The sequence below is a fragment of the Mycobacterium sp. IS-3022 genome (assembly GCF_001500065.1).
Classification (GTDB): Bacteria; Actinomycetota; Actinomycetes; order Mycobacteriales; family Mycobacteriaceae; genus Mycobacterium.
Genome location: NZ_LQIN01000023.1, coordinates 235,211 through 251,698 on the forward strand (window position 1 = coordinate 235,211; position 16,488 = coordinate 251,698).

The window sequence follows — 16,488 nt, forward strand, 5'->3', positions numbered from 1 at the left end:
CCGAAATACCCGACATCACACGGCTTTTGCGCCGGGCGCGCCTTCCTGCTCGACCGACTCCGTGTCCAGGGGCGCCGGACCGCGACGCGACCGCCGCATTCGCGCTTCCACCGCAGTGGCCGCCGAAGACAGCGTGAAATTGACACTGATCATCAGCACGGCCACCACGATCAGCGCCGGCAGCAGGTTGCTGTATGCCGTACCCATCTGCACGCCTTGGCGCACCAGTTCGAGAAACGTGATGATGTAACCGATCGCGGTGTCCTTGAGCACCACAACGAGTTGCGAGATCAGCACCGGCAGCATGGACGTGATCGCTTGCGGCAACAGGATGGAGCGCATCGTCTGGCCCCAGGTCAGTCCGAGCGCGAAGGCAGCCTCGGACTGTCCACGGGGAAGCGCGTGGACGCCGGCCCGAACGATCTCGGCGATGACGGCGCCGTTGTACAGCGTGAGCCCCGTGATGACGGCGGCCAGTGCCAGGTGCTTGGACGGAAACATGTCGTAGGCCGCGTAGAGCGCGAACGCGAACAGCATCATGATCAGCACCGGCACCGCACGGAAGAACTCGACGATCACCGCACACACCCAGCGAATCAGGCTGTGCGTCGAAAGTCGGCCCACGCCAAGCACGAATCCGAGCGCCAAAGCCAACACGATCGACACCGCGGCGGCCGTCAACGTGCCCTGCACGCCGGGCAGAACGTAGGTCCTCCACAGGTCGGCCGTCAGGAACGGTCTCCATTTCGCAACAGCGAGCTGGTCCTTGGCGGCCATCTGAATCAACACTGCCAGCAGCGCCAACGCGGTGATCAGGACGACAAGAGCCGTCACCACCCAGTTACGGATCCGTGCCCGGGGACCGGGCGCGTCGAAAAGAACCGATGCCGAGCTCATCTGGTGACCGCCATCCGCTTACCCAGCCAACCGAAGAAGAGTCCGGTCGGCAGCGTCAGGATGACGAAACCGGCGGCGAAAATAGTTCCGACGGTCAGGATCGCCGCAGTGTTCTCGATCATCTCCTTCATCAACAACGCGGCCTCGGCCACTCCGATAGCCGAGGCGATCGTGGTGTTCTTGGTCAACGCGATCAACACCGACCCGAGCGGGATGATGACCGCGCGAAAAGCCTGCGGCAACAGGATAAGCCGCAAATTCTGTCCGAACGTCAACCCCAGTGACCGCGCCGCCTCGGCCTGACCCAGCGGCACGGTGTTCACCCCGGAACGCACCGTCTCGCACACGAACGCGGCGGTGTACAACGCCAGGCCGAGCACCGCCAACCGAAAGTTGCTGTCCTCGATCGACGTCAGTGATTCGGGATCCACCAGCGTGATGCCCATGGTGTCCGCCAGGCCGAATGAGCAGAACAGGATGACCAGTGTCAGCGGGGTATTGCGCACCACGTTGACGTATGTCGTTCCGAGCCAGCGAAGCACCGGCACCGGCGCCAGCCGCATCGCGGCCAGCACCGTGCCCAGCACCAGCGCCCCGATACCGGAGTACACCGTCAGCTGAATCGTCGTCCAGAACGCCTCGACGATCTGGCCGAGGGGGTAGCCGGGCAGAACCTCCACCTCACGTCCTCCGAGGGCGGAGGCCTGTCATTTCTGGGTGATCTGCGGCGGTTGCGGGGCGGGAATGCCTGCTGCGCCGAGGTTTTCGTCCCATGCCTTCTTCCAGGAGCCGTCCTGCTCCATCTTGGCGAGCGCGTCGTTGATCTGCGTCAGCAGTTCGGAATCGCCCTTCTTCAAACCGATTCCGTAGCGTTCCTCGGAGAACGTGCCGCCGACGACCTTGAAGACGCCCGGGCTCTGCGCCGCATAACCCGCGAGGATCACCTCGTCGGTGGTCACCGCGTCGATGCGGCCGTTCTTCAACGCTTCGATGCACGCCGAGTACGTGTCGTACTGCTGCAGCTGAACGCCGGGAAACTTGTCCTTGATCCGTTGCGCCGGTGTCGATCCCGACACCGAGCACAGCTTCTTGTTGTTCTCCAGCGACGCCTCGCCGGTGATGTCGGTGTTGTCCTCGCGCACCAGCAGGCTCTGTCCGGTGATCAGGTACGGCCCCGCGAAGTCAACCTTCTCCTCACGGGCATCGGTGATCGAGTAGGTCGCGACGATGAACTTTACCTGACCGTTTTGGATCAGCGTCTCGCGTTGTCCGGACGGTGCTTCTTTCCACTCGATCTTGTCCTCGCCGTAGCCGAGTCGCTGGGCGACATACTTGGCCACGTCCACGTCGAAGCCGCTCATGGTGCCGTCGGGATTCTTGAGTCCCAGGCCGGGCTGATCGAACTTGGTGCCGATGACGATCGTGTCGCCGTCGCCCCCGCCGCCGCATGCCGTCGCCGCCAGCGGCAGCGCGACGACGAGCGCGAGCGCCCCCACAACGCGCTTCGAGATTGATGGCATCCGTTTCCTTTCGACTGATGATCGCTCGACTAATGGTGAAGAATCTTGCCGAGAAAGTCCTTGGCACGTTCGCTTTTCGGGTTGGTGAAGAACTCATCGGGCTCGGCCGCCTCGACGATCGCGCCGTCGGCCATGAAGACCACGCGGTTGGCCGCGCCGCGGGCGAAACCCATTTCGTGTGTCACCACCAACATCGTCATGCCGTCCTTGGCCAGCGACGTCATCACGTTCAGCACTTCGTTGATCATCTCCGGATCCAGCGCGCTGGTCGGCTCGTCGAAGAGCATGACCTTCGGGTCCATCGCCAGAGACCGCGCGATGGCGACCCGCTGCTGCTGGCCACCCGACAGCTGTGCCGGATACTTGTCGGCCTGGTCGGCGATGCCGACCCGCTCCAACAGTTCCATCGCCTTCTCGCGGGCCTCGGCCTTCGACTTCCTGCGCACCTTCATCGGCGCCAACGTGACGTTGTCCAGGATCGTCTTGTGGGCGAACAGATTGAACGACTGGAACACCATGCCCACGTCGGACCGCAGCTCCGCGAGCTTGCGCCCCTCTTCGGGCAGCACCTCACCGTCGATCGCGATGGTGCCGGAGTCGATGGGCTCGAGCCGATTGATGGTGCGGCACAACGTCGACTTGCCCGAGCCCGACGGCCCCAGCACCACGATCACCTCGCCGCGATTCACCTCGAGGTTGATGTTCTTGAGCACATGCAGGTAGCCGAAGTGCTTGTTGACGCCCGACATGGAGATCATCGGTGCGGACGACCGGGTCGGATCGGCCTGGTCGTCATCCGACCCGCTCGTTTCCATGGGAGCAGACCTTACCGAGGGAGTGTCCGGCGTGCCCGGAACTGGAGAATCCGCCCGGATCGCCATACTGACCAGCCCGTACCATGGGCCCGTGACTTCGATGGTGACGCGAGAGGCGGCGGCTGACCAGGCCGTTCGCCGCAACGCGACCGGCGAGTCCGCTCCCGCGCGGGCGCAAGGTCGCACCTACCAGGTGCGCACCTACGGCTGCCAGATGAATGTGCACGACTCGGAGCGGCTGGCGGGGTTGCTGGAGGCCGCGGGGTACCACCGGGCCACCGACGGCGAGGACGCCGACGTGGTGGTGTTCAACACTTGCGCCGTACGCGAGAACGCCGACAACAAGCTCTACGGCAACATCAGCCACCTGGCGCCGCGCAAGCAGGCCGACCCCGACATGCAGATCGCCGTCGGCGGCTGCCTGGCCCAGAAGGACCGCGACGCCGTGCTACGTCGCGCGCCGTGGGTCGATGTCGTGTTCGGCACCCACAACATCGGATCGCTGCCCACGTTGCTGGAGCGCGCCCGACACAACCGGGCCGCCCAGGTCGAGATCGTCGATGCGCTGCAGGAATTCCCGTCCGCCCTGCCCGCCGCACGCGAATCCGCATACGCCGCTTGGGTGTCGATCTCGGTGGGCTGCAACAACACCTGCACGTTCTGCATCGTGCCTGCGCTGCGGGGCAAGGAAGTCGACCGCCGGCCCGGTGACGTGCTCGCCGAGGTGCAGACCCTGGTCGATCAAGGCGTTCTCGAGGTGACGCTGCTCGGCCAGAACGTCAACGCCTACGGCGTCTCGTTCGCCGACCCCGCCGAGCCGCGGAACCGGGGCGCGTTCGCCGAACTGCTGCGCGCCTGCGGCCGCATCGACGGGCTGGAGCGGCTGCGGTTCACCTCGCCGCACCCCGCCGAGTTCACCGACGACGTCATCGCCGCGATGGCCGAGACGCCGAATGTCTGTCCGACACTGCACATGCCGCTGCAGTCCGGGTCGGACCGCATCCTGCGGGCGATGCGACGGTCCTACCGCGCCGAGCGCTATCTCGGAATCATCGAGCGGGTGCGCGCCGCGATCCCAGACGCCGCGATCACCACCGATCTCATCGTCGGATTCCCGGGGGAGACCGAGGACGACTTCCAAGCCACGCTCGACGTCGTCGCGCGGGCACGGTTCGCGAGCGCCTTCACGTTCCAGTACTCGAAGCGACCCGGCACGCCGGCCGCCGAACTATCCGACCAGGTCCCCAAAGCCGTTGTGGCCGAACGCTACCAGCGCTTGATCGACCTCCAGGAGAAAATCTCGCTGGAGGAGAACCGCGCGCAGATCGGCCGCACCGTCGAAGTCCTGGTCGCGACCGGCGAGGGTCGCAAGGACGCCACGACGGCCAGAATGTCGGGCCGTGCCCGCGACGGCCGCCTGGTGCACTTCGACCCGGAGCGGCTCGACATCCGGCCCGGCGACATCGTGACCACGACGGTGACCGGCGCCGCCCCGCATCACCTGATCGCGGACTCGGCCGTGCACAGTCACCGGCGCACGCGCGCGGGGGACGCCCACGCCGCCGGCCGGCGACCGCGCACCGGCGTGGGACTCGGCATGCCGGGCATCGGCGCGCCGGCCGAAACGCCGACAGCGACAGGATGTGCGCGATGACGTCGCCCGACGACAACGGCTTCGAGGAGTACAAGAGCGACATCGAAGCCGCCGAACGCCGCGTCGCGGGCGAGATCGACCCCGGCGCGCGGGCTCTGGTCATCGCCATCGGCGTCTTCGTGCTGCTGGTGTCGTTCGTGCTGCCGCACACCGGAGATGCCCGCGGTTTGGACGTTCTCATCGGGAGCGAAACGGCGGCCCGCGAGGGGATCTCCCTGCCGTCGCGCGTATTCGTTTGGCTGGTACTGGTATTCGGCGTCGGATTCTCGATGCTGGCGCTTCTCACCCGGCGGTGGGCGCTGGCGTGGGTTGCGTTGGCCGGGTCGACGGTGGCGACGCTGCTCGGCCTGCTGGCGGTGTGGTCGCGCCAAACGGCCGCCGACCCCTATCCGGGTCCCGGAATCGGGCTCATCCTCGCGTGGATCGCGGTGGGACTGGTGACGTTTCACTGGGCGCGCGCTGTGTGGTCGCGCACCGCGCTGCAGTTGGCCGCCGAGGAGGAACGCCGCAGGGCTGCCGCCGAGCGGCAGAAGAGGGGACTGCTCGACGGCCTCGACGACGACGGTTCGACCGAAAACTGACCCACCCCACGGCCGCCACGCCGGACGGCTTACTTCTGGGTGGGACAGGCCTCGATCGGAACCTTCATCGCGAGGTCGCCCTGCTTCTCGAAGTGAAACGTCATGTCCACCGACTTGCCGGGCTTCGCGGATTCCCGCAGCCCCTCCACGCTGGCCGTGAAGGGCCGGTCCACGGCGCCGTCGCCGACGTCTTCGATCGGTTGGCCGGCGGCGATCGTGGTCTCAGGCGGTATCTGCAGCGTCGCATCGGGAGACAGCCGAATCGCCGCGGCGGCGGGTGTCTCGATGCCGAGCAGACGTTCCGGCTCGGTGATCCGGTTGTTCGTCACGGTGAACGTGAGCGCCGCAGCATCGCCGACCTGGATGGCGCACGACCCAGGTATGAACCGCGGCACGATGAATGCGTTCTCGACCGACGTCGTCTCGGTCTCCGAACCCGCGCCCCGGTTCGACGAGCCCATGTTCGGATCGCCGCCGCAACCGGCGACCAGCACGCTCGTCACCAAACCGGCCGCCGCAACGTGACGCCGTGAAACGGTAAGTGTCTTCATCTGAGGTACCTAACTCGAATCTGTTGCCGGGCTGAGGTTCTGATCCTGCGGAGCAGCCGAGGTGGTGGTGCGGCTGCCGCGCAGCTGCCGCGCGGTGTTGATCAACCCCACCAGGCTGAAGGCCTGCGGCGTGTTTCCCAGATGCCTTCCGCGCACCGGGTCGTATTCCTCGCTGAGCATCCCGACATCATTGCGCAATCCGAGCAGCCGCTCGAACATATCGGTGGCCGCCTCCATGCGGCCAATGCCTGCCAGCGCATCGGCCAGCCAGAAGCTGCAGGCCAGGAAAACGCCTTCCCCTCCGGGTAACCCGTCATCGGTTTTCTCCGGCCGATAACGCAGGACGAACCCGCCGTGGCTGAGCTCCGCCTGTACGGCGTCGACGGTGCCAACGACCCGTGGGTCGTCCCACGGCAGGAACCCCAGCCGGGGGATCAGCAGCAGCGCGGCGTCGAGCTCATCGGAGCCGTAGGCCTGGGTGAAGGTGTTCCGGTCGACGTCGAATCCGTTCGCGCACACGTCGCGGTGGATCTCGTCGCGCAGCGCGCGCCACTTCTCGACGGGTCCGTCCAGGCCCTGCTCCTCGACGCTGCGCACCGCGCGGTCGACCCCGGCCCACGCCGTCACCTTGGAATGTACGAACTGCCGTTGCGGGCCTCGCACCTCCCACAAGCTGTTGTCGGGCTGGCGCCAGTTCCCCTCGAGGTAGTCGAGCAGCGCACGTTGAACGTCCCACGCCGTGTCGTTCGAGGGCAGACCCGCGTCGCGGGCCAAATGGAGTCCGTCGAGCACCTCGCCCCAGACGTCGAGCTGGAACTGGTCGGCGGCGCCGTTGCCCACCCGCACCGGTGCCGACCCCTCGTAACCCGACAGCCACGGCAACGACATCTCGGGCAGCCGGCGCCGGCCGTCGAGCCCGTACATGATCTGCAGCTGCGCCGGGTCCCCGGCCACCGCGCGCACCAGCCATTCCCGCCACTCGCGGGCTTCGGCGACGAACCCCGTGCCGAGCAGCGCCTGCAGGGTGAACGTCGCGTCGCGCAGCCAGCAGTAGCGGTAGTCCCAGTTGCGCATCCCGCCGATCTCCTCGGGCAGCGACGTGGTCGCGGCGGCGACGATGCCTCCAGTGGGCGAATACGTCAGCGCCTTGAGTAGCACCAGCGAGCGGCGCACCGCGCCGTCCCACGGTCCGGTGTAGGAGCACCGTGACATCCATTCGGCCCAGAACCGTTCGGTGTCGTGCAGGGCTTGCCCGGCGGCCACGGGCTGCGGCCGCGGCAGGTGCGACAGCTGATGGGTGAGCACGAACGGGATGCGCTGCCCGGCCGCCACGTCGAATTCGGCGAACGTGGTCAGCTCGCGTCCCTCTGTGGGCACGGGGGTGCGCAGCCACACCGAGTCCGGCCCGGCGACAGCGGACAGGTCGTCACCGCTTCGGCGCACCCAGGGCACCACGTGCCCGTAGTCGAACCGCAGCCGCAGCCTCATGCGCATCGGTACCCGGCCGCTGACTCCTTCGACGATCCGCACCACCTCGGCGGACTCGTCGCGCGGAGGCATGAAGTCGACGACGCGCACCGTCCCCTCCGGCGTGTCCCATTCGCTGTCGAGTACCAGCGAGTCACCGCGGTAGGCCCGCCGGGTCGCCGGCCCGCCCGATGCCGGCGCCAGTCGCCACGTGCCCGCGGGATCGTCGTCGAGCAGCGCGGCGAAGCATGCCGGCGAGTCGAAGCGCGGCAGGCACAGCCAGTCGATCGCACCTTCTCGGGAGACCAACGCCGCGGTCTGAAGATCGCCCAGCAGCGCGTAGTCCTCGATCGGAGCCACGCCGTTCACCTCGAGCCCTGGTCGAGCGTGACGACCACTTTGACGTCGTCGCCCTGGCCGGAAAAGGCCTCCGCGAACCGGCTCAGCGGCACGCGGCGCGTGATCAAACCGGTCAACCACGCCGGATCGGCCTTGGCCAGCGCCTCGGCGGCCTGACGGTAGTGGCGCAGGTTGGCGTTGACCGACCCGACCACTGCGTCGTTCTCGAGGACGATCTCGCGGTTGATGCTGCCGGCATCGACCCGCAGCGTTCGGCCCGCCGCCGACACCCCGGTCAGGCAGACCACGCCGTTGGCACTGGTGTTGGCGATCGCATCGAAGACGACCTTGCTGGCTCCGGTGGCCTCGATCACCACATCGGGTTGCAGATGGCCGGCGACCTCGTCGACATCGGCGTGGTGGTAGGTCGCGCCCAGCGCTGCGGCGAGCGCGGGCTTGGGACCGTCGGCGACGCGGTCGAGTACATGGACGTCGAGCCCTCGTTGCGCGCCCAGCAGCGCGGCGAGCAGCCCGATGGGCCCCGCGCCGGTGACCAGCACCCGCTCGGGCTCGAACCATGTGCGCTCGCCGATCAGGCGGACCTGCTCCCACGCCTTGGCCACCACGGTGGTGGGCTCCATCAGCACACCGACCTCGGCCAGCCCCGGATCGAGCTTGACCGCGTAATCCGTTTCCACGCACCAGAGTTCGCTGCCGAAGCCGTCGAGTGCCTTGATGCCCCGCTCGGTGTAGCGCCCGTTGCGGCACATGTCGAACTCGCCACGCGCACACGCCCCGCAGGGCACCGGGTCGGGTCTGCGCACCACCCCGACGACCAGGTCGCCGGTGTGGAACTCGCTGTCCTCGGGTGCTCGCGCGACCCGGCCGAGCGACTCATGGCCCAACACCAGCCGGTCGCGGTGTGGCGGCGGCCAGCCGTATTCGGCGCGCACGATCTCCTTGTCGGTTCCGCAGATGCCGATCGCGAGCCCTTCGACCAACAACTCGTCTGGACCGGGAGTGGGATCGGCGAGGTCTTCCACTCGCAGCGACTGCGCTTTGGTCGGGTCAACGGTGAGGGCTTGCATGATGGGACGGGTTCCCCGCGAACCGCGTCCCTATACGTTCGGCGGCCGACCGGCGCACTCGGGCAACACGGCCCATTTCTGTTTGCTGGAATTGCGACTCCGGGTTCACGGGGTCCTATCAGATTTCTTTCAGGTTGCGGTACTACTACGCCGATAGTCTGCGCTTACAGGCCGGTGGACAGCGCCCAGCCGAACGGTGGGCGGTCCGGTCCGACGTCAATACCGAGAGGGGAGGCCGTCATGGTATCGGCCCTGCTGGAGGCTGACTATCGCGTCGATTTCGTGGACCCGACGGGTGATGCGGACGCGGCAGGGACTCACGAAGACGACTACGACGACGTGCACCCGCAGTGTTGCGAGCTGCGCCGCACGCCGCAGGGGCCGCGATGGGACTCGCTTCGTTGCCGGATCATCACCAGGTGTTTGCCCCTGGCCGACCATATCGCGGGCCGCTTCGTCGGCCGCGGCGAATCGGCCGACGACCTGAGGCAGGTGGCCCGGCTGGGCCTGATCAAGGCGATCGACCGCTACGACCCAGATAAGGGGCCGTTTCTCGGCTACGCCGTACCGACGATCATGGGCGAGGTTCGCCGCCACTTCCGCGACCACACCTGGGTCATGCACGTGCCCCGCAGGATCAAGGACACCCGTCAGCGCGTGCGCGCCGCGATCGGTCCGATGGCACAGCGCCTCGGCCGGGCGCCGACGGCCACCGAACTGGCCGACGAACTCGGTGTCGACCGAGACGAGGTGGTGCAGTCGGTCGATGCAGCCGTCGCGTACCGACCGTCGTCGCTGGACGCGGCGGCCCCAGGTGATGGGAAATCCGAACCGGTCGCCGCACGACAGGGCCTCGACGACCCGCGCTACAGCAGCGTCGAGGACGCGCTGACGGTCGCCGGACTGGTGAGCACGCTCACCGAGCGTGAACGGCTGATCCTGCGCCTGCGGTTCTGTGAGAACCTGCCGCAGAGCCAAATCGGCCGGCGCCTCGGCGTTTCGCAGGTGCAGGTGTCGCGGCTGCTCGCCGCGACGCTGGAGCGACTCCGGCAATCTTGCCGCGAGGAATCCGCGGCAATGGGTATGTCAGTCGCATGATTGTGCTACGGATAGTGCTTTTCGCCGGCGTCGCCGCGGTGATCGTCGGCGTCGTGGGCTTGCTCGCTCCCGTTTCGGCATCGCCCGAGAATCGGACGATCGAGTGCGGCAGCGCGGTGGCGCCCGACCTGTCCGCCGCCCGCGCACACGACGACGGCAGCGCAGCCAACATCCCGGTTCCCGGTGGGGTGGTCGCCGACACCGACTTCACGCGGCTGTGTCAGATGAATCTCGAAGATCGACGCATATGGACGATCACGCTCGCGGTCGCGGGACTCGTCGCCGTCGCAGGTGCGCTCGTGTTGGGCGCGCGCTGGAAGCGAGGCGCGCGGTCCACGTAGCCGGCCCGTCCACCGCTTCGGCGGTCCGGGCCGCCGCTTGCCGCCGGCGGCCGGACCGTGCCGTGTGCATACTGATTTCAGGAGGTAAACCTTTGCAGGCCAAGCAGTTTCGAGTCGGAGCGGCCGCCGCGGCAGCACTCGTGGCGGTCGGCGGGTGTACTGTGCAGTCGAGTCCGCAGGACGGGTCGACATCGACTCCGGCGTCGACGCCGACTCCGGCAGCGACGCCGTTGACCGAGGCTTCGCCGCCTTCGGCGCTCGACCGCACCGGCTACGCCGATCTGGTGGAACGTGTCAGCCCGAGCGTGGTGACCGTCGAGCGCGACGGCGGCGTCGGCAGTGGTGTGGTGCTTCGCCCCGACGTCGTGGTGACCAATGCGCATGTCGTCGGCGACGCCCGCGAGGTGACCGTCATAACCGCCGACGAGGAACGCACGCCCGGCGTGGTGGTGGGCACGGACGAGGTGACCGACCTGGCCGTGGTGCGCACGCAAGGCCAGGATCTGCCGGTGCCGCAGTTCCGCGAGGATCTGCCCCGCCCCGGTGAGGTCGCCGTGGCGATCGGGAGTCCGCTGGGATTTCAGAACTCTGTCACCGTCGGCGTCATCTCGGGCCTGCACCGAGACATCCCCGGCTCGGCGGCCAAAACGCAGTCGTTGGTGGATCTGATCCAGACCGACGCGCCCATCTCGCCGGGTAACTCCGGCGGCGCCTTGCTCGACGCCGACGGCCGGGTCGTCGGGATCAACGAGGCGTACATCCCGCCGGCGGTGGGCGCGGTGTCGTTGGGGTTCGCGATCCCAGCGGCAACGGTGCTCGACGTGGCGAATCAACTCCTCGCCGACGGCGAGGCCACGCACCCGTATCTCGGTATCTCCCTTGGCCGGCTGACCCCGGCGATCCAGCAGTTGCGGGGCGTGCAGGTCGACCGCGGTGCTTTGGTGACCAGCGTGGATCCCGGAGCGCCGGCAGCCCTCGCGGGGCTCAGGCCCGGCGACGTGATCGTCGAGTTCGCCGGCAAGCCGGTGAATTCTGTCGAGGACCTACTGGGCGGCTTGCGCCAGACGCAGCCGGGTTCCGAGCAACCGATGGTGTTCATGCGCGGAGGTGACCGTGAGCAAACGACCGTGACGATCGGTTCGCGCACCGGCTCGCTATCGCGACCGGGCTAGCACCCGGCCGTGATGTCGAACGCCGCGGTCGCCGGGCGGTGGGGGTCCTCGGCGAAGAACCCGTAGCCGGTGCCGTTGATCGTGATCCGCCCGTTGTCGCGGGTTGCCCGCAGCTGACCGACGCCACCCTTCCACGCGGAACCGGTGAACCCGCCGAGGTCGCGGATCTTGACGACCTGCGCGTCGGGGCCATCGTCGGTATCGACGATGGCCGTGAAACCCGTGTCCGCATCCCCACTTTCGATGGTCAACAGCCAGTTCACCTTGGCGCAGCTGACGTAGTACCGGTCACCGGTGGGCTGCGAGTTGATGGACACCGTCGCGGCGCCGCCCATGGTGTCGGGTGAAGCCGGCGAAGGCGAGGAGCAGCCCGAGAGCCCTGCGGTCAGCAACAGCGCTGCCGCGGTGCGCGCGACGCTGACATCTTCGACCATGACCGGACCTTCGGGAGTCGGGTCAAAGTGATACCCGCAATGGCTGCCGGTCATACGCCGGAGGTATACAGCAAATCTCCGTGGGGAATGCGAACGTCAGCGCCCGGCGAAGACGAGTAGCCGGGAAGTCATCGAGGCGGCACCATGGACAAACGATTCGCCGTTGCAACAGCAGCCGTGCTGATGATCCCGACGGGATGCGCGTCGGGCCCGGAACTGCTGGCCAAGCACCTCGTCCACGTGAGCATCGACGGGAAGGACGCCGGCGGGCACCTCGTCGAGTGCACCCAGGTGGGGTGGCTGTGGAATCTCGAGACGCTCGAGCAGACGCCCGGCCTCATCGCTCAGGTTCGCACCGGAGATCGGGTCGTCGCACGATCGGTGCAGATCAACAACCTGGGCGGGTTCACGGGCAGCTATTGGGACAAGACCACCGGTGATGCCGACGCCAGCCTGGTGGACGGTGAGTTCACGATCACCGGCACGGCGGTCGGGTTCTTCCACGACGATCCGGGCGAACGCACCACCGCGCCGTTCGAGATCTCCACCGACTGCTGAGCGCTCAGCGGCCCTTGCTCAGGGCCTCGGCGGCCGCGTCGGCCCACTGCCGCCACTGCTCGGCGCTGGCCCGCGCCTCCGCGGCGTCCTTGTCCCGCCCGGCCGCGGCCGCCTTCTCGGCCTGGCGCTCGAATTGCTCTGCGCGGGCACGGAACTGGTCGGCGCGCGCCTGCGCTTCCGGGTCCACGCCGTGCGTCGGCGTCTCGCGCACCTTCTTCTCGATCGCGCGCAGTCGCCGCTCCAACTCGGCGGCGCGCTCGCGGGGCACTTTGCCGATCGCGTCCCACTTGTCGCCGATCACGCGCAGCGCAGCTCGCGCCGCGTCGAGATCGGAGGTGTCGATCTTCTCCGCCTCGGCCAGCAGCGCCTCCTTGGCCTCGGCGTTGGCGCGGAACTCGGCGTCGCGTTCGGCGGTGACCGCGTTGCGGGCGGTGAAGAACTTGTCCTGCGCCGCCTTGAACCGCTGCCAGAGCGCGTCGTCGACATCCTTGGCCGCGCGGCCCGCCGCCTTCCACTCGGTCAGCAATTCGCGGAACGCCGCGCTCGTCGGGCCCCAGTCCGTCGAATCGGCCAACTCCTCGGCGCGCACGCACAGCGCCTCCTTGGCCTGCCGGGCGCCCGCGCGTTCACGGTCGAGTTCGGCGAAATGCGAACCGCGCCTTCGGTTGAACTGTTCGCGCGCGGCCGAGTAGCGCTTCCACAGGGCGTCGTCGGTCTTGCGATCCAGGCCGCTGATCGTGCGCCACTCGTCGAGAATCTCGCGCAGCCGGTCGCCGGCGACCTTCCAGTGGGTGGCGTTGGCGGCGAGGTCCTCGGCCTCGGCGGCCAACGCCTCCTTGCGGGCGGTCTGGGCGGCGCGGTGCTCCTCGCGGCGCGCCTTGTCCGCCTGCGCGGTCTCGTCGGCGTGGGCGATGATCGCCTGCAGTCGGGCGGCGATCGCGTCGACGTCGCCGAGCACATGAGCGGTCGGCAGTGTTTCGGCCAGCGCCTGGGCGGCCGCCTTGATCTTGCGGGCGTCGCCGGTGCCGGACTCCAACCGGCGCTCCATCAGCGCAACCTCGGTGTGCAGATCGTCGAAGCGCCTACCGAAGTGCGCGAACGCCGCCTCGGTGTCGCCGGCCTGCCAGGACCCGATGACCCGCTCACCTGAGCCGGTGACGAGCCACACCGTGCCGTCGGGGTCGACTCGGCCGAACCGGTGCGGATCGCTGGACGGCGGCGCGGCCACCGTCGGCGCGGGGCGCCCTGGCCGGGGGACGGGCCGCGGCGGACCGGGCCGGGGAGCGGGTTTGGGCGAGGAGGACTGGCCTCCCGGCTCGCTGGTCGTCATGTCCCTATCCTCGTGCCCTCCGCGCGGACCACCGCGCACCTGCCGCGCACCGCGGCGCCTGATCGCTGTCGAACGCTATTCAAACAGGTCGCCGCGACGCATGCGCACGGGTTTCGCCAGGACTTGCCTAAGCTCAGCGGCTGTGGCGGGAGGACTGCGATGACCGGACTGAACGGCGAGGCGGACCTCGCCGCTCTGCTCGCGCTCGGCGCAGCGTTGTTCGTCGCGATCGGCGATGTGATCCACCTGCGCCAGGCGCAGGAGGTCACCGACGAATCGGTCAGCCACATGGCGCTGTTCACGCGGCTGCTCCGCGATCGGCGGTGGTGGCTCGGCAGCGCCGTCGCGGCCGGGGGATTCGCATTGCAGGCTGCGGCGCTGGGCCTCGGTTCGGTACTGCTCGTGCAGGCGCTGCTGGTCACGTCGCTGCTGTTCGCGCTGCCGATCCACGCCCGACAGGAGCGGCGCCGCGTGACGCGCTGGGAGTGGACCTGGGCCGTGCTGTTGGCGGCGTCGGTCGCGGTGATCGTGACCGTGGGCAACCCGACCGCGGGCCAGTCCCGCGCCTCCTGGGAGACGTGGACGGCGGTCATCGCCGTGCTGGGCCCGGCGCTGGTGCTGTGCGTGATCGGTGCGAGCATCTGGAAGGGCCCGGTGAGCGCGGTGCTGCTCGCGCTGGTGTCCGGGGCGCTGTGGGGTCTGTTCGCGGTGCTGACCAAGGGCGTCGTCGACCGGCTCGACGACGGGCTGTGGGCACTGCTGCGCACGCCCGAGTTGTATGTGTGGGCGATGGTCGCCGTCGCCGGGACGGCATGGCAGCAGGCGTCGTTCCGGGCGGGGTCGCTGACCGCGTCGCTGCCGGCGATGACGGTCGCCGAACCGGTGGTCGCGTCGGTGCTCGGCGTCGTCGTCCTGGGGGAGGCGCTGCGGCCGGGGGAGGCGGGTTGGCTGACGCTGATCGCGGCCGTGACGGTGATGGTCCTGGCGACGGCCGCGCTGGCCGGCGGCGAGGCGGCCAGCGCCGACCGCGCCGTCGCCCCGCATTAGCGTGGACGGCGTGCTGAGCGCCATCGCGATCGTCCCGTCGCCACCGGCCATGGTGCCCGAACTGGCCGCGGGAGCCGCCCCTGAGCTGGCCGATCTTCGCGAAGCCGTGTTCACGGCGGTGGCCGGGCTGCCGCCGCGCTGGATCGCCGTCGGGGTGGGGCACCCCGACGCCGACATCAGTGCCCACCATGTCGGCACCTTCGCCGGCTACGGCGTCGATCTACGGGTCTCATTGTCGCCCGGCGCCTACGGCGACCCAGCTGCAATGCCGTTGTGCGCGTTGATCACCGGTTGGGTGCGCGGTGCGGCGCGCGCCGACGCCTGCGCCGACGTGCGGGTCTACGCCGACGCACACGACGCCGACACCGCACTGGCCCACGGCAGGCGGTTGCGGGCCGAGATCGACGAGGCCGCCGACGCGATCGGGGTGCTGGTCGTCGCCGACGGGCTGACGACCTTGACCCAGTCCGCGCCCGGCGGATTCGACCCCGAATCCGCCTTCCTGCAGGCCGAGCTGGACGAGGCGTTGGCGACTGGCGACGCCGCGGCACTGGCCCGGCTGCCAGGCAACGTCGTCGGCCGAGTCGCCTATCAGGTGCTCGCCGGTCTGGCCGAACCGCGGTCGGCCAAGGAGCTCTACCGCGGCGCGCCCTACGGCGTCGGGTATTTCGCCGGCGTCTGGCAGCCGTGAACCGGCCGATCGCGATCGTCGGCCCGACCGGCACCGGCAAGTCGGCGCTCGCGCTGGCCGTCGCCGAGCGGGTGGGCGGCGAGATCGTCAACGCGGACGCCATGCAGATGTACCGCGGCATGGACATCGGCACCGCGAAGCTGACAATCGACGAGCGTCGCGGGGTCCCGCACCACCAGCTCGACGTCCTCGACGTGACGGAAACGGCCAGCGTCGCGCGTTACCAGCAGGCGGCCGCCTCCGATGTCGAGGCGATCGGGAATCGCGGTGCGGTGCCGGTCGTGGTCGGCGGCTCGATGATGTACGTCCAGTCGCTGCTCGACAACTGGACCTTCCCGGCCACCGACCCGGCGGTGCGCGCCCGATGGGAGCAGCGGCTCGCCGAGGTCGGCGTGAGCGCGCTGCATGAGGAGCTGGCGCGGGTCGACGCCGACGCCGCCGCGGCCATCATGCCCACCGACGGGCGGCGCATCGTGCGCGCGCTCGAGGTCGTCGAACTGACCGGCCAGCCGTTCGCGGCATCGTTCCCGCCGATCGGCGCCCCGCGCTGGGACACCGCGATAATCGGACTGGATTGGGAGACAACGTCTCTGGATGACCGGTTGGTGAAACGGACAGACAACATGTTCGCCGACGGGCTTGTCGACGAGGTGCGAACGCTGCTCGATCGCGGGCTGCGCGAGGGTGTCACCGCATCACGGGCGCTGGGTTACGCACAGGTGCTCGCCGACCTCGACGCCGGTGGCGACGGCACGGCCGCCCGGGAGCCGACGTTCGTCGGAACCCGGCGCTACGTGCGGCGGCAGCGGTCGTGGTTCCGCCGCGACCACCGCATCACCTGGTTCGACGGCGCCGCGTCGGATCTCGTCGAGGACACGCTGCGGGTGTGGCGCGACGTACCCTGA

The 16,488-nt window shown here is 68.8% G+C and carries 18 protein-coding genes; 9 read left to right on the forward strand and 9 right to left on the reverse strand.

Annotation, left to right across the window (positions count from 1 at the left end; genetic code table 11):
- Positions 1-15: 15 nt before the first annotated feature.
- From AU188_RS15470 to AU188_RS15485, 4 genes are read right to left on the reverse strand one after another with little or no spacing between them, the layout of a single operon-like run.
- The gene (locus AU188_RS15470; RefSeq protein WP_059164566.1) at positions 16-897 is read right to left on the reverse strand and encodes an amino acid ABC transporter permease; all 882 of its coding nucleotides are present in this window, start codon (positions 895-897) and stop codon (positions 16-18) included.
- Positions 894-1,577, reverse strand: a complete 684-nt coding sequence (locus AU188_RS15475) for an amino acid ABC transporter permease (RefSeq protein WP_059164567.1) — start codon at positions 1,575-1,577, stop codon at positions 894-896. The genes AU188_RS15470 and AU188_RS15475 overlap by 4 nt, the downstream gene beginning before the upstream one ends.
- A gap of 27 nt (positions 1,578-1,604) precedes the next feature.
- Positions 1,605-2,417, reverse strand: a complete 813-nt coding sequence (locus AU188_RS15480; RefSeq protein WP_059164568.1) for a glutamate ABC transporter substrate-binding protein — start codon at positions 2,415-2,417, stop codon at positions 1,605-1,607.
- A 29-nt stretch (positions 2,418-2,446) separates the two neighbouring features.
- Entirely contained in the window at positions 2,447-3,175 is a 729-nt protein-coding gene (locus AU188_RS15485) for an amino acid ABC transporter ATP-binding protein (RefSeq protein ID WP_172799522.1), read from the reverse strand.
- Between the two features lie 157 nt (positions 3,176-3,332).
- Between AU188_RS15485 and miaB the strand changes: the two genes are divergently transcribed.
- Both miaB and AU188_RS15495 read left to right on the forward strand, forming a co-directional pair.
- Positions 3,333-4,886: a tRNA (N6-isopentenyl adenosine(37)-C2)-methylthiotransferase MiaB gene (gene miaB / locus AU188_RS15490; RefSeq protein ID WP_059164570.1), complete on the forward strand. Its 1,554-nt coding sequence runs from the start codon at positions 3,333-3,335 to the stop codon at positions 4,884-4,886.
- On the forward strand, positions 4,883-5,467 hold the full coding sequence (locus AU188_RS15495) for an Rv2732c family membrane protein (protein WP_502687617.1): 585 nt from the start codon (positions 4,883-4,885) through the stop codon (positions 5,465-5,467). Before miaB ends, AU188_RS15495 begins: the two co-directional genes overlap by 4 nt.
- Before the next feature lie 29 nt (positions 5,468-5,496).
- On the opposite strand, the gene AU188_RS15500 is transcribed toward AU188_RS15495, so the two are convergent.
- Genes AU188_RS15500 through AU188_RS15510 form a run of 3 tightly spaced genes read right to left on the reverse strand, consistent with a single transcriptional unit; the run spans position 5,497 to position 8,912 of the window.
- Positions 5,497-6,018 carry a copper chaperone PCu(A)C domain-containing protein gene (locus AU188_RS15500; RefSeq protein ID WP_082686646.1) on the reverse strand — a complete coding sequence of 174 codons (522 nt, stop codon included), beginning with the start codon at positions 6,016-6,018 and terminating at the stop codon, positions 5,497-5,499.
- A 9-nt stretch (positions 6,019-6,027) separates the two neighbouring features.
- Entirely contained in the window at positions 6,028-7,845 is a 1,818-nt protein-coding gene (locus AU188_RS15505) for a glycoside hydrolase family 15 protein (protein ID WP_059164762.1), read from the reverse strand.
- Between the two features lie 5 nt (positions 7,846-7,850).
- Positions 7,851-8,912 (reverse strand): glucose 1-dehydrogenase, encoded by a 1,062-nt coding sequence (locus AU188_RS15510; RefSeq protein ID WP_059164573.1) that lies wholly within the window; start codon positions 8,910-8,912, stop codon positions 7,851-7,853.
- A 240-nt stretch (positions 8,913-9,152) separates the two neighbouring features.
- Between AU188_RS15510 and AU188_RS15515 the strand changes: the two genes are divergently transcribed.
- The 3 genes from AU188_RS15515 (at position 9,153) to AU188_RS15525 (ending at position 11,523) form a co-directional block, all read left to right on the forward strand.
- Positions 9,153-10,010 (forward strand): SigB/SigF/SigG family RNA polymerase sigma factor, encoded by an 858-nt coding sequence (locus AU188_RS15515; protein WP_082686647.1) that lies wholly within the window; start codon positions 9,153-9,155, stop codon positions 10,008-10,010.
- Entirely contained in the window at positions 10,007-10,351 is a 345-nt protein-coding gene (locus AU188_RS15520; protein WP_059164574.1) for a hypothetical protein, read from the forward strand. Before AU188_RS15515 ends, AU188_RS15520 begins: the two co-directional genes overlap by 4 nt.
- 92 nt (positions 10,352-10,443) lie before the next feature.
- Complete coding sequence (locus AU188_RS15525) at positions 10,444-11,523, forward strand: S1C family serine protease (protein WP_286137498.1); 1,080 nt, start codon at positions 10,444-10,446, stop codon at positions 11,521-11,523.
- Here AU188_RS15525 and AU188_RS15530 read toward each other — a convergent pair.
- Positions 11,520-11,957: a lipoprotein LpqH gene (locus tag AU188_RS15530; RefSeq protein WP_059164575.1), complete on the reverse strand. Its 438-nt coding sequence runs from the start codon at positions 11,955-11,957 to the stop codon at positions 11,520-11,522. The two genes, AU188_RS15525 and AU188_RS15530, sit on opposite strands and share 4 nt — an antisense overlap.
- A gap of 144 nt (positions 11,958-12,101) precedes the next feature.
- On the opposite strand from AU188_RS15530, the gene AU188_RS15535 reads away from it, so the two are divergent.
- The gene (locus tag AU188_RS15535) at positions 12,102-12,515 is read left to right on the forward strand and encodes a lipoprotein LpqH (RefSeq protein ID WP_059164576.1); all 414 of its coding nucleotides are present in this window, start codon (positions 12,102-12,104) and stop codon (positions 12,513-12,515) included.
- A gap of 4 nt (positions 12,516-12,519) precedes the next feature.
- On the opposite strand, the gene AU188_RS15540 is transcribed toward AU188_RS15535, so the two are convergent.
- Complete coding sequence (locus AU188_RS15540) at positions 12,520-13,845, reverse strand: DUF349 domain-containing protein (RefSeq protein ID WP_082686650.1); 1,326 nt, start codon at positions 13,843-13,845, stop codon at positions 12,520-12,522.
- 159 nt (positions 13,846-14,004) lie between these two features.
- On the opposite strand from AU188_RS15540, the gene AU188_RS15545 reads away from it, so the two are divergent.
- Genes AU188_RS15545 through miaA form a run of 3 tightly spaced genes read left to right on the forward strand, consistent with a single transcriptional unit; the run spans position 14,005 to position 16,488 of the window.
- A complete protein-coding gene (locus tag AU188_RS15545) occupies positions 14,005-14,892 on the forward strand; it encodes a DMT family transporter (protein ID WP_059164578.1) in 888 nt (295 codons plus the stop codon).
- A gap of 10 nt (positions 14,893-14,902) precedes the next feature.
- Positions 14,903-15,583 (forward strand): class III extradiol ring-cleavage dioxygenase family protein, encoded by a 681-nt coding sequence (locus AU188_RS15550; protein ID WP_059164765.1) that lies wholly within the window; start codon positions 14,903-14,905, stop codon positions 15,581-15,583.
- The gene (gene miaA / locus AU188_RS15555) at positions 15,580-16,488 is read left to right on the forward strand and encodes a tRNA (adenosine(37)-N6)-dimethylallyltransferase MiaA (protein WP_059164579.1); all 909 of its coding nucleotides are present in this window, start codon (positions 15,580-15,582) and stop codon (positions 16,486-16,488) included. Before AU188_RS15550 ends, miaA begins: the two co-directional genes overlap by 4 nt.

What these genes read in the sequence shown, in the direction of transcription:
- miaB (WP_059164570.1), top strand. Translation starts at nt 3,333, where the DNA reads ATGGTGACGCGAGAGGCGGCGGCTGACCAGGCCGTTCGCCGCAACGCG.
- AU188_RS15535 (WP_059164576.1), top strand. Translation starts at nt 12,102, where the DNA reads ATGGACAAACGATTCGCCGTTGCAACAGCAGCCGTGCTGATGATCCCG.
- AU188_RS15520 (WP_059164574.1), top strand. Translation starts at nt 10,007, where the DNA reads ATGATTGTGCTACGGATAGTGCTTTTCGCCGGCGTCGCCGCGGTGATC.
- AU188_RS15500 (WP_082686646.1), bottom strand. Translation starts at nt 6,018, where the DNA reads ATGAAGACACTTACCGTTTCACGGCGTCACGTTGCGGCGGCCGGTTTG.
- AU188_RS15530 (WP_059164575.1), bottom strand. Translation starts at nt 11,957, where the DNA reads ATGGTCGAAGATGTCAGCGTCGCGCGCACCGCGGCAGCGCTGTTGCTG.
- AU188_RS15470 (WP_059164566.1), bottom strand. Translation starts at nt 897, where the DNA reads ATGAGCTCGGCATCGGTTCTTTTCGACGCGCCCGGTCCCCGGGCACGG.
- AU188_RS15485 (WP_172799522.1), bottom strand. Translation starts at nt 3,175, where the DNA reads ATGATCTCCATGTCGGGCGTCAACAAGCACTTCGGCTACCTGCATGTG.
- AU188_RS15510 (WP_059164573.1), bottom strand. Translation starts at nt 8,912, where the DNA reads ATGCAAGCCCTCACCGTTGACCCGACCAAAGCGCAGTCGCTGCGAGTG.
- AU188_RS15495 (WP_502687617.1), top strand. Translation starts at nt 4,883, where the DNA reads ATGACGTCGCCCGACGACAACGGCTTCGAGGAGTACAAGAGCGACATC.
- AU188_RS15545 (WP_059164578.1), top strand. Translation starts at nt 14,005, where the DNA reads ATGACCGGACTGAACGGCGAGGCGGACCTCGCCGCTCTGCTCGCGCTC.
- AU188_RS15515 (WP_082686647.1), top strand. Translation starts at nt 9,153, where the DNA reads ATGGTATCGGCCCTGCTGGAGGCTGACTATCGCGTCGATTTCGTGGAC.
- AU188_RS15540 (WP_082686650.1), bottom strand. Translation starts at nt 13,845, where the DNA reads ATGACGACCAGCGAGCCGGGAGGCCAGTCCTCCTCGCCCAAACCCGCT.
- AU188_RS15480 (WP_059164568.1), bottom strand. Translation starts at nt 2,417, where the DNA reads ATGCCATCAATCTCGAAGCGCGTTGTGGGGGCGCTCGCGCTCGTCGTC.